Below are 14,036 nucleotides of genomic sequence, written 5' to 3' on the forward strand. Positions count from 1 at the left end.
TGCGAATTACCAACGGAAGGAGACCCATGGCCGACCAGAACCTGCGCGTGCTGGTGGTGGACGATACAATCATTTACCGCCGCATTTTGTCGACCATCATCGAGGGGCTGCCCGGCACCGTCCTGGCCGCCACCGCGCCCAATGGCAAGATCGCCTTGGCGAAAATGGAGACTGCCGAGGTCGATCTCGTGCTGCTTGACGTGGAAATGCCGGTACTGGACGGGCTCAAGACGCTGGAGGTTATCCGGGAGCGATTTCCGGAGGTGGGGGTGATTATGATCAGCGGGGCAAACACCAGCGCGGCGGGCATCACCATCCGAGCGCTTGAGCGCGGCGCGATTGACTTCGTGCCGAAACCCGAGGGGGCTGATCCCGAAGAGAGCCAGCGCCAGCTTGCCCAGCACATCAAGCGCCTCGTGCAACTCTTTCAGACGCGCCGCGCGCTCCGGCCCGGCCGCCGGAGCGCGGTGGAACGCCCGCCCGTTGCCGCGCGCATGCCCGAAAAGTCCGCTACGTCGGCGCCCGTCCCTGCGCCCGTCCCGGTTCCCCGGCCCGTGCCGGAGCGCTATGCGGGCAAGCGCCCGACCCGGATCGAGCTGGTGGTCATTGGCGTGTCCACGGGCGGTCCGAACGCGCTGAAGGAACTGGTGCCGCACCTCAGGGCCGATCTCAACGTGCCGGTGTTGATTGTCCAGCACATGCCCCCGCTCTTCACCGCGTCGCTGGCGGAGAGCCTCGGGCGAAAGTCGGCTCTGCCGGTTCGCGAGGCGCAGGAGGGGGAGCCTATTCTGCCCAACACCGTTTTGATCGCCCCCGGGGGAAAGCACATGGTTATCCGACAAGATCCAGGGCGCGGCGACGGCCATGTGGTCGCGTTGAACGAAAATCCGCCGGAGCAGAACTGCCGTCCGTCGGTCAATGTACTTTTTCGATCCGCATCCACCTATTTTGGTGGTAAGATATTGGCCGTGGTCATGACCGGCATGGGTGAGGATGGTTGCGAGGGAGTACGCGCGATGAAGAGACAAGGCTGCATTTGTCTGACGCAGGAAGAGTCCACCTGTGTGGTCTATGGCATGCCGCGCGCCGTGGACGAAGCGGGGCTTTCCGACGCGCGGGTGCCTGTGGTGCAGTTGGCCGAACGGATCCACCAGATCGTTCGAAATCCGGGGCAGATTCCGTGAGCGCCGGCATTTCCAGTACGGAGTTCAAGCTGCTCCGCGACTACATCGAAGAGCGGTGCGGAATCGCCCTTGGCGAGGAGAAGGCCTATCTCATCGAGACGCGCCTCACCAAGTTGATGGCGCTCAACGGCTGCGACGACTTTACCCAGTTCCACAGGCTGATCAAGAACAGCAACGACGCGGCCCTGCACGACAAGATCATCGACGCGATGACGACGAACGAGACGCTCTGGTTTCGCGACACCCATCCCTTCGTGATCCTGCGCGAGAAAATTCTTCCCGATCTGGTGAAGGAGCTCCGCGCCGGCAAGCGGCAGAAGGTGCGCATCTGGTCGGCGGCGTCGTCGACCGGGCAGGAGGCCTACTCCATCGCCATGACGATCCACGAGTACTGCCGCGTCACGCCGGGGATTCGTCCCGAGCAGTTTGAGATCGTGGGGACCGACATATCCTCCTCCGCGCTCTTTCTGGCGAAGAACGCCCGCTACGACGCCATCGCGATCCGGCGGGGCCTTTCGGATGAATTGCGGGATCGGTATTTCCACACCGATGGCCGGATCTGGGTGGTGAACGATCCGGTGAAGAATCTGGCCACCTTTCAGAAATTCAACCTCCAGGATTCGCCATCCGCCCTGGGGCGTTTCGACGTCATATTCTTGCGCTATGTCGCCATCTATTTCTCTCTCTCCTTCAAACAGGCACTCTTCAAGAATCTCGCCCGCGCGGCAAGCCGGCCGGGGCACCTGATTATCGGCGCGGTCGAATCGCTGCGGGGGGTCAACGAAGAGTTTGAGATGAAGAGCCATGGCGGCGGTTATTACTACACGATTTGAGAAGGCCCTTCCGAAGGAAGGACCCGGCGGCCGCCCTCGCCGCGCCGCTGAATTCGCAACTGGTGCCACACCACGATGCCGGAGGAACCATGTCGACCATTCTATCCATCGATGATTCCGCGCAGATGCGCCATATAGTGCAGGGGGCCTCGGAAATGCTGGGCTACGACTTCATGGGCGCGCCCGATGGTGAGGCCGGCCTGGAGATTCTGGAGAGCCACTGGGAGGACGTGTCGCTTATCATGCTGGATGTGAACATGCCGGGCATCAGCGGCTTCGAAGTGCTCAAGCGCCTGAAGGCCGACGAGCGATTCAAGCCGATTCCGGTGATCATGGTCACCACGGAGAGCGAACGGAAGTCCATTATCGACGCCATTAAGACCGGAGCCGCGAACTACATCACGAAGCCCTTCGCCCAGGAGGAACTGGCGACCAAGATGGTGGAGCACTTGGGGGAATTATGAATTAAGAATTGTGAATTACGAACGATCAAATCGCCGCTTTTGCTTTGCACTTTCACAATTCATAATTCGTTATTCGTAATTCCTATTCCAGTCCGTACTTCTTGATCTTATACTGGAGCGTGGTGCGTTTGAGGCCCAGATGTTCGGCGGCCTTGGTCTTGTTCCACCGGAATCGTTCCAGTGCCCCCTGGATCAGATCGCTTTCCAGCTTGTCCGTGCGCTCGATGAGGGAGCCCTCGGGAATGGCCAGCGTGGGCATGGGCGAGGGGTTTTCCATCGACACCTGAAGCATCTGGGGGGGGAGTTCGTCCCGCGTAATGCAGTCGCCGTCGCACAGCACCACGGCGCGCTCGATGGTGTTTTCCAGTTCCCGCACGTTGCCGGGCCACGTATAATTCAGCAATACGCCCATGACGTCGTCTTCGACTTCCAATACTTCCTTGCCCAATTCTAACGAAAACTTGCGCAGGAAATGGTCCACCAGCGCCGGGATGTCGTCGCGCCGCTCGCGGAGGGCGCTCACTTCCAGGGAGAATACGTTGAGCCGGTAGTAGAAGTCCTCCCGAAAGCTCCCTTCTTCAATCGCTTCCCGCAGGTCGCGATTCGTGGCCGCCACGATGCGAACATCGACCTTGAGGGGCTGGCCGCCGCCGACGCGCTCGAGCTCGCCCTCTTGAAGCACCCGCAGCAGCTTGGTCTGGATGGAGGGGTCAATCTCGCCGACTTCGTCCAGGAAGAGGGTGCCCGTGTGGGCTTTTTCGAAGCGGCCCACATAGCGCCCGTCGGCTCCCGTGAAGGCGCCCTTCTCGTGGCCGAAAAGCTCGCTCTCCAGCACGCCCGGTGCCAGGGCGGCGCAGTTCAGCGCCACAAAAGGATTGTCACGGCGGCCACTGGCCTCGTGAATGGCGCGGGCGACGAGCTCTTTGCCCACACCGCTGGGCCCCGTAATCAGCACGGAACTGTTGCTCGGGGCGATCTTGATGATGAGCTTCATCAGCTTGCGGATCTGGGCGCTTGCCCCGATCATGTGCTGGACGGAAGGGTGAATCCACGTCTGGGCGGGGCGGGCTTCCGCTCCCGAACGCCCGCGAAGAATTCGCGCGACTTTGCGCTCGATGTCCGAAAGCCGGAAGGGCTTGGTCACAAAGTCGTAGGCGCCGAGACGCATGGCTTCGACCGCCGTATCGATGGTGCCATAGGCCGTGACGATGATCACGCCGGTATCGGAGGAAACCGCCTTGGCCGCCCGCAACACGTCCAGCCCCGTGCCTTCGGGCATGTTCATGTCCGTGATGACCACATCAAAAGGGGTCAACTGGAGTTTGCTGATGGCTTCGGCGCCGCTGGCCGCCGTTTCGACCGTATATCCATGGTCGGCAAAGGCCGCTTCCAACATCTGTCGCATGTTAGCTTTGTCATCGACCACGAGTATTGTACGGGGCTTGTTTTCAGTATTCACACTATGCTCGCTCTGTTGCTGAGAATTTCCCCTCACTGAGGGTACCACGAGAAGCGCCGTTTATCAAGAAGTGTTAGTCGTCAAACAGATCATCGAAGCCTTTTACCGTAGTATCGGACTCCAACAACCACTCCTTGACCGCGCCGTCGTCGCGATCCGAACGCTGCTTATCGGAGTCCTCTCCCCAGAGCTCCGTCAACTGATCCTGCGCGGCCGATTGCACGCCAGTCGATTTCGACGCGGATCGAAATTCAAATTCATCGCAGAAATTAGCCCGCGCCTTGTCGGCTATTTTTTCCGTGTCGGGGATGTAACATGCATTCGGGTAGCCCTTCCGGTGAAAACGGCAATTCCGGCAGCAGTGCAGATAGGCTCCGCACTGGCCGCAAGTCTCCTTCACGGCCGGTTGGCGCAGTGTGCTTTCCCAGGGGGCCTGACAGTTGAAGCATGAATACATCCCGATGGCTCCATCACCACTAGCCTACGAAGTGCGCCATGCCATAGTCAATAGCGGCGTTGCGGATTGTGCGTTTTGCCTGCGGTTCGTGCGGGATTCCATAGGGAGGGGAGCCATTTATTTTGCTACTACGGATGATACAGCTATTGCGGCTGAGAGCAGTCCTGGCTCGCGCGGCGGGGGCCTGAAATAGAGCATCCATGCCGTTTCGATAGCTGCGAAAGCGGACTGACCATGGAAGTATCCGGGCGGTCGTTGGCCGCAACCAGGAAATAGAACCACGGAAAGACGAAGGTGCGGAGAAGCAAGTAGAATTCATGAGGCGATCGAGTCTCTTCTCGATGCGCGCACTGTCGAGAAGTCCCGTCCATTCTTCCTCTCCTCGGTTGTTTTCTCCGTGCCTTCCTGGTGAATCGCTTCAATAGGTTTTGCCTTGGGCAAGGCCGTGTTTTGTCTGGCGGGGTACGGCGGCAATGGGTTACAATGGGGCGATGCGCCGTTTCGGCGCGCAACCAATGGAGAAGGAACCCGCATGGTGGATCAGGAACTGTTGAGCATACTGGTATGTCCGGAGAACAAGACCCCCGTAACGATGGCCGATCAATCGACCATTGATCGCATCAACGGCGCCATCGCGGGCGGCTCCCTCAAGAATCGGGGTGGTGAGGTCGTGGATACGGCCATTGACGGCGGACTCATTCGGGAAGACGGGGCCTACCTCTACGTGATCCGCGAAGATATCCCCGTCATGCTCATCGACGAAGCGATCCCGATGGAGCAGCTCGCGTCCTGATTCAACGGACCTACTCCGCATTGCGGCTCCGGCGTTTTGTGCCCAGCTTCGCCCGGAGATAGTCCATCTGTCCGCAGAGGCGCAGCCAGGCCGGGGCCAGTATGAGCCGCGTCAGGGGCTGGCTCAGGGGCCGGAGACGGCCATCCACCGAATAGCACCAGCGTTTGGATGCGCCGCTCAGCCGCGCGAGCAGATTGAGCCGGGGGCTGTCGAACATCACCACCACGTGGCTGCACTTCGTTCTCCGGAGTTCGCGCACGACTTGGAGGCTACCGGCGGTCGAAGCGCTATCCGCCGCCTCGGGAAAGCGGAATGTTTCATCCGCCAGCCCCTCGATCACGTCGAAGGGAAAGGTTGACGGAATTGCCGCCACGATAATCTCATCGGGATACTCCGCCCGCAGCCGTCTCAGCATGCGGACGAAGTGGGGCCCCTTGCTGTAGAAGGCGCAGATGCGCTCGGGGGCATGGGTGTTGGATTCAGCGGCCATCCTGCGCACGCCTCCGGGCCCGTTCCAGCACGGGGAAATACTTTCTCAAGGTGATCTGGGCCCAGGTGTACTCCTCATCCACCCGATCCTGCGCGGCAATGCCCATGCGCAGGCGCAACTCGGGATTGTCCAGGAGCAACTCCAGTTGCTTCGCGAGATCCTCGGCGTCGCCCGGCTCGAAGAGAAATCCGGTCTTCATATGGGTCACGATTTCCTGAAGACCGCCGGTGCGACTGGCGCATACGGGGCGGCCCGTGGCCATGGCTTCGAGCGCCACCATGCCGAAGGGTTCCCGCCAGATGCTCGGCGCCACGCAGATGTCGGATTGCCGATACAGCGGCGCCAGCGCCTCATGGGCGTGCCAGCCCACGGCCCGCACGAATGGGGGCACGGACGTTTCCTCCGGTAGCGTCACCTGGATGCGGAAGTCACTCCGCTGGCGCAGCAGGCGCTCACCCGCTTCGGCCAGCACATTGAAACCCTTCATCGGATCTTCCGCACGCCCCGTCATCAGAATGTGCTTTATATCCTTTGGTCCCTTCTTCTCCGGCGGCTCGAAGCGGAAGCGGCCCGCATCCACGCCGCCCGGAATCACCTGGATATCGCCGCAGTGCCAGCTCAGGAGATCCTTCATGGTCTGGTTGTAAACCACGGCCGTGGTGACCTTTTTCAGGAAAGCCCGGACCACATCGGCATAGCCCGGCTCATAGGCCCGCGCGTCCAGATATTCCTGCGCCCAGGCGTGGGGACGGCCGCTCTTGATTTCCCCCGCGAGATGGGGCAGAGCGCAGGCCCGGCAGGCGTCGTTGGTCTTGAGAAAATGATTGGGACAGGGCGCGCCGTCCTTGTAGTGGAGAATATCGCGCAGACAAGCCATTTCGTAGGCATAGTAGCGCACCACGAGGGGGTAATCGGCCAGCGCCAGGCCCACATAGGGCTTCATGTGAAAGCCGTCGCCCAGAAAGACCACCTCGGGCCGCCACAGGTCCACCGCCTCGCGGATGCGGCGGGGAAGGGACTGTCGCGTGAAGTGCTTCCGCGCGCCGGAGACCCCGAGCACGGGAAAGGGCAGGGTGCCGGCATTGATCGAGCCGCGCTCCCACGATGCGGGGTCGTTTACGAAAATGACCTGTACGTCGTGCCCCAGGCGCGCGAGGCCCTGGGCGAGATTGTACAGATCCACATCCGCGCCGCCATTCGGCGGCCACGAAAACAGCAGGTCCACCAGAGCTATGCGCATGGCGCACACCCGCTGGGACTCGAATCAAACCAAACGCTCAACGTTGTTTCCCCGTCCCGTACCACTGGCTGCCCCCGTGATCCAGATGCAGCACGGCCATCCCATCCAATCGCCGCACGGGTCCGAACTGATCCATGACCCGCCTGCTGAACCACCAGTCCGAACCCTCGAAGTGGTCCAGCTCTTCATAGCGGACCGAATCGAAGACCCGGCGGCGTACACTCTGGCAGAAGCCCGGCGGCACCCCATCGGATTCATGATGGCGGTACTCCGCTGCCTGCTGGCGGAGCTCATTATAATGATCCCAGGGCCGGATTTCGCCCAGAAGGATACGCGCAGTCGCCGTGGCGTCCAGCATGTGCCGCCCCTCGGGCGCTGCGAAGACAACTTCGGCCTCCAGCGCGTCCAATCGCACGAAATAGTCGGGCGGCAGGAGGATGTCCGCATCCAGCAGCGTGATCCACTCGCCCGAGGCCAGGGCCGTACATTCATTGATGAGAAAGCCCTTCGCCCGCAGGCGATCCGGGGCGAAAGGGATGCGGCGGAGCGTCAGCGCGGGGTAGACCGCCTGGAGGCTGTCCAGCACGTCGTCTGTGGCGTCGATGCCGGGCACGTAGGCCACGATCACTTCCAGTTCACCGGGCTGGGGCCCCTGCTGGTGCGCGAGGGCCTGCAGGGCCGCTTGGAGCCTCCGTGAGAAGCGGGAGCACACGATCACGACGGAGTGCCGTGCCGTTGCGACAGTGGTCTGTGTCTTGTTCTCCCAGAGCAGCACGGTCTGGGTCACAATCTGCCCATCTACATTGATCAGGGCGATGCGCGGCTCCACCACGCTGCCGAGGCGTTCGGGTACGCGATGGGCATCGTGCAAGGTTGCCGGGGGCACGGTGACGCCATCGCGGAGAAGCACGTACTGGCCCTGGGCGTCCACATGGAGCACGATCTGGTGGTCGTAGGCGGTCATAGGACACAGGATCCGCGCGGTGCGTCCAACGCTGAAGCCGACCGCGTCCGCAATGCCCCCGCCAACGGTTAGCGCCAGGGTAAAGGGCGGGGAGAGGCGCGCGAGGACCGTGCTCTGCATTTCGGCGGTTGAAAAGGAAAACCAGCGCACGGAAGCGGGCATCCGGTGGGTGGCGTGGTGCTCGATACAGTAGCTTTCCGCCGGTATCTCGCGCGTGGGCGTTTCCCCGGCGATGCGACGTCGGGCTTCCTCCGCCAATGAAAGGCGTTTTTCGGGGAGATCGAGCCGTTCCGTGTCGATGGGGTCATGCCACGTCGCACCCTCGGATAGAAAAACCAGCGGATCGTGAGTTGCCTCGCCGCTGACCGGGATGAGCGGATGACCTGGGAAGGCGCGCTTGAACGATTCGCCCGGATGATCGCAGACCGGGTGGAGGCGACAGGTGGCGCATTGCGGACCAAGATAGCGCGCGCGCGCGGCCCGATGATCGGCGAGGGCATGCTCCAGTGCGGAGAGATCCTCCGGCAGCGGCGCGGGAACCGATCGGCGCAGGGGAAGCCGCCGCGTGAGCTTGTGGAGGAACCAGAGCCAGAAGAACCAGCGGGGCTTCTCCAGGATCCACGGGAGCACCGCGTTGTCGATGAGATTGTGAAAGGAGGCGCCCTGCCCCAGGGAAAGCTCTACCGCCTGGTGAATGCGGCGCGATGACAGCGGGGCCATCTTCAGCGCGAAATCGAGTGCGGCGGGCTGGTAGTGCTGGGGCGTTGCAAGGCGCTGTGCTTCGTTAACCACCCAGGGCCAAAGGCGCTCCGGGACAGCGCAGAAAGGCAGATCCAGCAGATGAACCGCGACTTCGGCGTCGGCCAATGCCTTGGCCAGGGCCATGATGTTTTCGAGCGCGGGGCGGGACGCACCAGGCGAGATCGGGTCCTCAAGCGCCATGGAGATGTGCTTCGCCTTGCCCAGGGCCGCCACGAGCGCGCCGGAGGGCGTCTCGGGGATGGCGGTGGCAAGTAGTTGAACACGCAGGGGCAGGTGGGCCTCAACGCAGGCCTGCGCCCAGCGGGAAATGACATCGACATCGACGACATCAACGCAAAGCAGCACATCGAACAGGCCGGCATCGCGCAGCTCGGGCAGAAGGGGCAGGGGCGTGGCGGACGTTGTCCGTAACGACAATTGCAGGCCCAGATGGGTTGCTTCCTCAAGCATGGGGAGGACCCGAGCGGAAGTCGCCACGGGTTCCCAATAGTCGACCTTGCGAACCAGTTGGGCTTCCGCGCTCAGTCGCAGCCACTGGCGCAGGGTGGTGAGTTCCACCACCTCGCCGCGACGATTCTGGCCCAGGACCAGTCCGCGAACGGACGGCAGAGCGGAGGCTTTTCCGGGGCGGGATATGTCAGTCGCGGCTGTGGTCACAAAGGGGTCCGTAGCCCGGTACGGGCCGATTCCGGCAGCGCAAACGACGGGCCTGCCTGCCGGGAAGGATCATGCGGGGCGCAAAGCAGAGATTGCAAGCGAAGGTCGATCGTTCTTCAATCGATCAGTCCGATCCGTCTGATCGGTCCGATGGATCCATGATATGTGCGGCGTGACAGCGCCGTGCTGCGCACTTCCAGCCTTCGTAGTAGCAAATGCGCTCCACGGCTCGGACAAGCACTAGCTGCGCGCGCTCCGGCACTTCCAGGTTGTGCCCTGCGGTGCGGCCCCAGAACCAGCGGAGGTCCTTGAATAGCGAGCGTACCCCCGTTACGGTGGGGCGAATGGACAGCACGCTCCAGTGGTTGTCGCCTTCCCATTGTTGCCACTCGGGATTGCGCTCGGCGGGACTGAGCATGCGCCGCGCCACGAGGCCGCAGCCGAAGCCGTAGTTCTTCCATGTGCGGCGAAAACTCTTCCACGTATCGCGGTAGTCATGGCGAACCCGCGCATCGGGCGCAAAGGCGAAGCGGTAGCCCCGTTTGTAGAGGGCGATGCTCGCGGCAACATCTTCGCCGCCTGGCGTGGGAATGTCGGACGGGAATCCCCCGGCTTCACGAAGAACGTCGCGCCGGTAAACGCAATTGCAGGTCACGAGATAGGGGATGGGGAAGTGCTCGGAGACGATGGGCTGTAGGCTGCTATTGACCGTGTTGTACAGTGCGAAGAGACTCTCGGCATTGTAAGGCGCGACCGGCCCACCCACGCCTGCGATAGCGTCGCTGGTGAAACCCGCAATGAGGGCGGAAAGCCAGTGCTCACCCACAACACAATCCGTATCGGTAAATGCCACGAATTCGCCTTGGGCTTCTTCCACGCCGCGATTGCGCGCCGCGCCGGGGCCCTGGTTGCGGTCCTGTCGAAAATAACGGCAGGAGATTTCCGGATGAGCGGCGATCCACGCCGCCACTACGGGCCCGGTGGCGTCGGGCGAGGCGTCGTCGACGATGATGATCTCAAAGGACGGCGCATTGACCAAGGTGGTAAGCGAGTCGAGCAGGCGAGCGAGCAGGCGGGCCTGATTGTACGCGGGGACAACAACGGAGACGGCGGGATTCATAGCGCGTTTCCAATGAGAGAAACAACCGGTCTGTCGAGGTGGCTCCCAGGTCGTGCCACGCGATTCGGCAACGCCGATTCGTGTGCCATGAAGGAGGGAAATTCGATGCAGCGATCACGGGTCAGCGCGAGCGTCGTGTTCCACGGAGGCGATTGTGTGACGTGGTGCTCCGAAGCGATCTCCGGGGGCCACCCACACGCGGCGGAGCGCAGCGGGGGAGCTTGTGGGTGATTTGACTCTGCTCTTGCGAAATACCTTGATTGCGCGGAGAGATCATAAAAGCATCGGCCAGCGGGAGCACGGACTTTCCAGTCCGTGACTTTCGTGCGACTTCGTCGCACGATACGCGGGTAAGAAAACCCGCGCTCCCGATTGGCGACTGCTTTGGCGGGAAAATTCACGGCCTCTAAGAATTGCCACGAGGTTGGAAGTCGCTGTGATTGCAGATGTCCACTTTGCCTCGGACAGGAATGTCCAAGATCCGTTGTGCCGTTCCTTCCAGATTTCGTGGGCGGAATGGCGAAAACCTCGCCATACGCACACGAACCGGCGTTGCCGGATCGCGTGGCACGACTTCGGATATCTAATGCGATGCCTCGGCTCATTTTTCAGTATCCAGCTCCACGGTAACCCGCCCTGAAAACAATTCGTGCCGTCCCGGTTGCAACGTGAAGCGCCCCGCTTGCCCGGGGCTGCACAGGAGTTGGAGCAGGGGGCCACTGTGCCCGCCGCCCGTGAGGATCGCGGTGGGGTGGATGGTGCCGAGTGTTGAGTATCCCCGCAGGGTGATGGCGGGCAACGTCGCGGAGGACGCCTGAATCCAGTCTCCCGGCGCGAAGCGGGTGTTGAGGTGTCGCCAGCCGTTCACAGGCGCGTCGACTTCGAAATGGCCTGATTCTTCCGATGTTTTCCAGTCCGTGAAGGCACCGGTCAGGTTCAGGGAGATATTGTACTCGTCGAGAAGCAGCGGCCTTTCGACAATCAGTGCCGCATTCAGCGTCAGTTCGATTTCAGCGTGTGCCATGCTCCATTCGAGCGAGAATGGCAGCCGCATGGAACGGCCCGTTGCCACCACCCGCGCGTTATCCAGGTGCGGGGTATCCCACTGGAGTCCTTGGCTGAGCATCCACAGCCCATCCACTTTGATCTGCACATGGAGATGCAGGCCAGCCGAACGTGGACCCTCTTCTCCAACGATGGCAATCGCTCCCGCGTCCATGCGGGCAAAGCCGCGCGCTAAGTGAATCGAGCGCGCCGAAAGCGCGTCTTGACGCGCCATTTCGGCGGCTTCGCCATGGCAACCGCAATCGATTGCCAGGGACGCAAGGGATCGTCTGCCCGGCGGCAGGGGGCACAACGAAGACGGAAAGGCCTCCGTAACATGGGCCAGACGCGCCTGGGCCAGGTAGTCCGTGTTGTCCAACTGGAGTGGTACGGCGTTGCCCTCGCAGGTGATGCGCAGGGCCGTGGTTCCTTCCGCATCCTCCAACAGGTAGCAATCCCCTGGCTCATGGGTTGCCGGAACGACATTACTCCATTGCCGGTCATTAAAGGTGATTGCCGGAAAGCCACCCGCGTCCGCGCCAAACTGCCAGCGGGTGAAGGAGGTGGGGAAGAAGCATTGCAGCGCCGCGTAACTGAGCTCGATGGGACGGTGATTCTCCCACGATGTCTCGACGCTCACCGCGTCCGCCTCTATCCGAACGTGCAGAAAAATCGTGACTGGTAGCCGAGGCAGCACACCCGCTGCTTCCAGCTCCGTCTCCGTGGCCTTTATGAGACGCCACTCCGCCACCGTGGATTCGTGGTACTGCCCCAGGCTGAAGAACTGCGCCTTGATACCCGCGGGTGCGGTGACCTCGCGCTGCGCGTGGAAGATGGAAAGGCGGCCATGGTTGAAGATCGCCTCGGTGTTGCCCGAGGCCAGCCGGTGCACCGCCGAGGCATGACCAATCTGGCGCAAGTAAAAATCGATGGTGGTCTGGGCGCCGCCGCGCGAGATCACCTGTCCCTGATCCAGCAGAATCACCCGGTCGCACAGGGTGTTCACAATCCCAAGGTCATGAGACACAAAGAGAATCGTCTTCCCCGCATTCTTTAGTTCCAGAATCCGCGCGCGACACTTGCGCTGGAATCCTTCATCACCCACGGAGAGCACTTCGTCCACCAGAAAGATATCGGGGTTCGTATGGATCGCCACAGAGAAGGCCAGGCGCACATACATGCCACTGCTGTAGGTGTCCACGGTCTGATCGATGAACTCGCCCATCTCCGCGAAGTCCACGATGGCGTCGAAGCAGGCATCGGTCTGGGCGTGGCGCATGCCCAGAAGCCCCGCATTGAGGTAGACATTCTCCCGGCCCGTGAGCATGGGGTGGAAGCCCGCGCCGAGCTCCAGGAGACTGGCCACGCGGCCGTGAACGGCGAGGGTGCCCGAGGAGGGCGATGAAACACCCGCGATGAGCTTGAGCAGGGTACTCTTGCCCGATCCGTTGCGTCCGATGATGCCCACGGACTCACCCGCTTCAATGGAAAGCGTCATGGGGGCCAGGGCCTGTCGCGGCGAAGCCTTGGGTCCAAACCACGACGCGATTCCGCCACGACCCAGCAGCACGCCGCGCCCCGAGTGGGGGTAAGTCTTCGTGATCGCTCGGGCATCGATGATTGGCATTACAGGTAATCCGAAAAGCGCGATGCGCTGCGACGAAATACGATGGCGCCCGTGGGCAGCGTCACAGCCGCGAAGATGAATGGCCAGGCCAGGAGCCACAAATCGGGACTGCGCCCTTCCAGAATGATCTGGCGATAGGCCTCCAGCAATTCCGTCATGGGATTGGTAAGGTAGAGGGTGGTAACGGATCCCGGAATGCTTCCCGCGCCTGCCGCGGCGAGCACCCAGTCGAGATCGTAGAAGACGGGCGAGGCGTAGAAGCCCAGCACGAGCACCACACTGACCAGATAGCCCACATCGCGATAGCGCACATTGCCTGCGGCGGCGATGAGCGCGAGGCCCAGGGTGATGGCAAATTGCAGTCCGAATAGCACTGGAAGCCAGAGGAGGCCCAGACCTAAATGCCCGCCCAGCGCGAGATGGACGGCGATAAGAATCACAAAGCCGATCAGCAGCGCGACGCAGGGATAGCCGAAGGCGGCGAGGGGCACGATCTCCCGCGTGAAGTTTACTTTCTTCACGAGATGCTGGTTGTCGATGAGGCTGTTTGTCGCGGCGGTGAGTGCGTGGGCGGAAAACTGCCAGAAGACCAGGCCACAGAGCAGGCCCATGGCATAGGGGACGTCCTCGCCGAACATGGCGGTGCCCGTGCGCGGCGCCATCACCCATTGAAAAACGAAGGTGAGCACGGCCATGTAAGCCAGTGGCTCCAGGGCGGCCCAGAGGAAGCCCGCGACGGCATAGCGATAGCGCACGCGCAGGTCCTTGCGCACAAGATCCATCAGCAGCTCGCGCGACTGAAGGAGGTCGCGGGGCAGCGTGGCCAGGGTACTGTTTCGGGGTGAGGTTTCCATGGCGGCATGGTAGCAGTTGACAGTTGACAGTTGACAGTTGACAGTTGACAGTTGACAGTTGACAGTTGACAGTTGACAGTTGACAGTT

Annotated in this window: 12 protein-coding genes; 4 read left to right on the forward strand and 8 right to left on the reverse strand. The window is 61.9% G+C overall.

The genetic code is table 11. The features are described 5' to 3' along the window. Nucleotides 1-26 precede the first annotated feature (26 nt). The 3 genes from cheB to JNK74_13235 all read left to right on the forward strand — a co-directional run bounded on the left by cheB (nucleotide 27) and on the right by JNK74_13235 (nucleotide 2,481). Nucleotides 27-1,184 carry a chemotaxis-specific protein-glutamate methyltransferase CheB gene (gene cheB / locus JNK74_13225; GenBank protein ID MBL7647142.1) on the forward strand — a complete coding sequence of 386 codons (1,158 nt, stop codon included), beginning with the start codon at nucleotides 27-29 and terminating at the stop codon, nucleotides 1,182-1,184. After that, a complete protein-coding gene (locus JNK74_13230) occupies nucleotides 1,181-2,017 on the forward strand; it encodes a protein-glutamate O-methyltransferase CheR (protein ID MBL7647143.1) in 837 nt (278 codons plus the stop codon). Before cheB ends, JNK74_13230 begins: the two co-directional genes overlap by 4 nt. An 89-nt stretch (nucleotides 2,018-2,106) precedes the next feature. Next, nucleotides 2,107-2,481: a response regulator gene (locus JNK74_13235; GenBank protein ID MBL7647144.1), complete on the forward strand. Its 375-nt coding sequence runs from the start codon at nucleotides 2,107-2,109 to the stop codon at nucleotides 2,479-2,481. An 82-nt stretch (nucleotides 2,482-2,563) separates the two neighbouring features. On the opposite strand, the gene JNK74_13240 is transcribed toward JNK74_13235, so the two are convergent. Beyond that, on the reverse strand, nucleotides 2,564-3,886 hold the full coding sequence (locus tag JNK74_13240) for a sigma-54-dependent Fis family transcriptional regulator (protein MBL7647145.1): 1,323 nt from the start codon (nucleotides 3,884-3,886) through the stop codon (nucleotides 2,564-2,566). 127 nt (nucleotides 3,887-4,013) lie between these two features. Then, a complete protein-coding gene (locus JNK74_13245; protein MBL7647146.1) occupies nucleotides 4,014-4,397 on the reverse strand; it encodes a hypothetical protein in 384 nt (127 codons plus the stop codon). A gap of 532 nt (nucleotides 4,398-4,929) precedes the next feature. On the opposite strand from JNK74_13245, the gene JNK74_13250 reads away from it, so the two are divergent. Continuing rightward, nucleotides 4,930-5,190, forward strand: a complete 261-nt coding sequence (locus JNK74_13250; protein ID MBL7647147.1) for a hypothetical protein — start codon at nucleotides 4,930-4,932, stop codon at nucleotides 5,188-5,190. A 10-nt stretch (nucleotides 5,191-5,200) separates the two neighbouring features. On the opposite strand, the gene JNK74_13255 is transcribed toward JNK74_13250, so the two are convergent. The 6 genes from JNK74_13255 to JNK74_13280 form a co-directional block, all read right to left on the reverse strand. Continuing rightward, entirely contained in the window at nucleotides 5,201-5,680 is a 480-nt protein-coding gene (locus JNK74_13255; GenBank protein MBL7647148.1) for a hypothetical protein, read from the reverse strand. Then, nucleotides 5,670-6,920 carry a glycosyltransferase family 4 protein gene (locus JNK74_13260; GenBank protein ID MBL7647149.1) on the reverse strand — a complete coding sequence of 417 codons (1,251 nt, stop codon included), beginning with the start codon at nucleotides 6,918-6,920 and terminating at the stop codon, nucleotides 5,670-5,672. Before JNK74_13260 ends, JNK74_13255 begins: the two co-directional genes overlap by 11 nt. A 37-nt stretch (nucleotides 6,921-6,957) precedes the next feature. Continuing rightward, complete coding sequence (locus tag JNK74_13265; GenBank protein MBL7647150.1) at nucleotides 6,958-9,303, reverse strand: glycosyltransferase family 2 protein; 2,346 nt, start codon at nucleotides 9,301-9,303, stop codon at nucleotides 6,958-6,960. Between the two features lie 124 nt (nucleotides 9,304-9,427). After that, nucleotides 9,428-10,423 carry a glycosyltransferase gene (locus tag JNK74_13270; protein MBL7647151.1) on the reverse strand — a complete coding sequence of 332 codons (996 nt, stop codon included), beginning with the start codon at nucleotides 10,421-10,423 and terminating at the stop codon, nucleotides 9,428-9,430. 601 nt (nucleotides 10,424-11,024) lie between these two features. Further along, complete coding sequence (locus JNK74_13275; protein MBL7647152.1) at nucleotides 11,025-13,094, reverse strand: ABC transporter ATP-binding protein; 2,070 nt, start codon at nucleotides 13,092-13,094, stop codon at nucleotides 11,025-11,027. After that, nucleotides 13,094-13,948, reverse strand: coding sequence for an ABC transporter permease (locus tag JNK74_13280; GenBank protein MBL7647153.1), 855 nt, complete (start codon nucleotides 13,946-13,948; stop codon nucleotides 13,094-13,096). The genes JNK74_13275 and JNK74_13280 overlap by 1 nt, the downstream gene beginning before the upstream one ends. Nucleotides 13,949-14,036 lie beyond the last annotated feature (88 nt).

This window comes from Candidatus Hydrogenedentota bacterium (assembly GCA_016791475.1).
In the GTDB taxonomy this organism is placed as follows: Bacteria; Hydrogenedentota; Hydrogenedentia; order Hydrogenedentales; family JAEUWI01; genus JAEUWI01.

Coding starts and splice junctions, on each gene's coding strand:
- cheB (MBL7647142.1), top strand. CDS start 27: ATGGCCGACCAGAACCTGCGCGTGCTGGTGGTGGACGATACAATCATT.
- JNK74_13235 (MBL7647144.1), top strand. CDS start 2,107: ATGTCGACCATTCTATCCATCGATGATTCCGCGCAGATGCGCCATATA.
- JNK74_13240 (MBL7647145.1), bottom strand. CDS start 3,886: ATGCGACAGATGTTGGAAGCGGCCTTTGCCGACCATGGATATACGGTC.
- JNK74_13245 (MBL7647146.1), bottom strand. CDS start 4,397: ATGTATTCATGCTTCAACTGTCAGGCCCCCTGGGAAAGCACACTGCGC.
- JNK74_13250 (MBL7647147.1), top strand. CDS start 4,930: ATGGTGGATCAGGAACTGTTGAGCATACTGGTATGTCCGGAGAACAAG.
- JNK74_13255 (MBL7647148.1), bottom strand. CDS start 5,680: ATGGCCGCTGAATCCAACACCCATGCCCCCGAGCGCATCTGCGCCTTC.
- JNK74_13260 (MBL7647149.1), bottom strand. CDS start 6,920: ATGCGCATAGCTCTGGTGGACCTGCTGTTTTCGTGGCCGCCGAATGGC.
- JNK74_13270 (MBL7647151.1), bottom strand. CDS start 10,423: ATGAATCCCGCCGTCTCCGTTGTTGTCCCCGCGTACAATCAGGCCCGC.
- JNK74_13275 (MBL7647152.1), bottom strand. CDS start 13,094: ATGCCAATCATCGATGCCCGAGCGATCACGAAGACTTACCCCCACTCG.
- JNK74_13280 (MBL7647153.1), bottom strand. CDS start 13,948: ATGGAAACCTCACCCCGAAACAGTACCCTGGCCACGCTGCCCCGCGAC.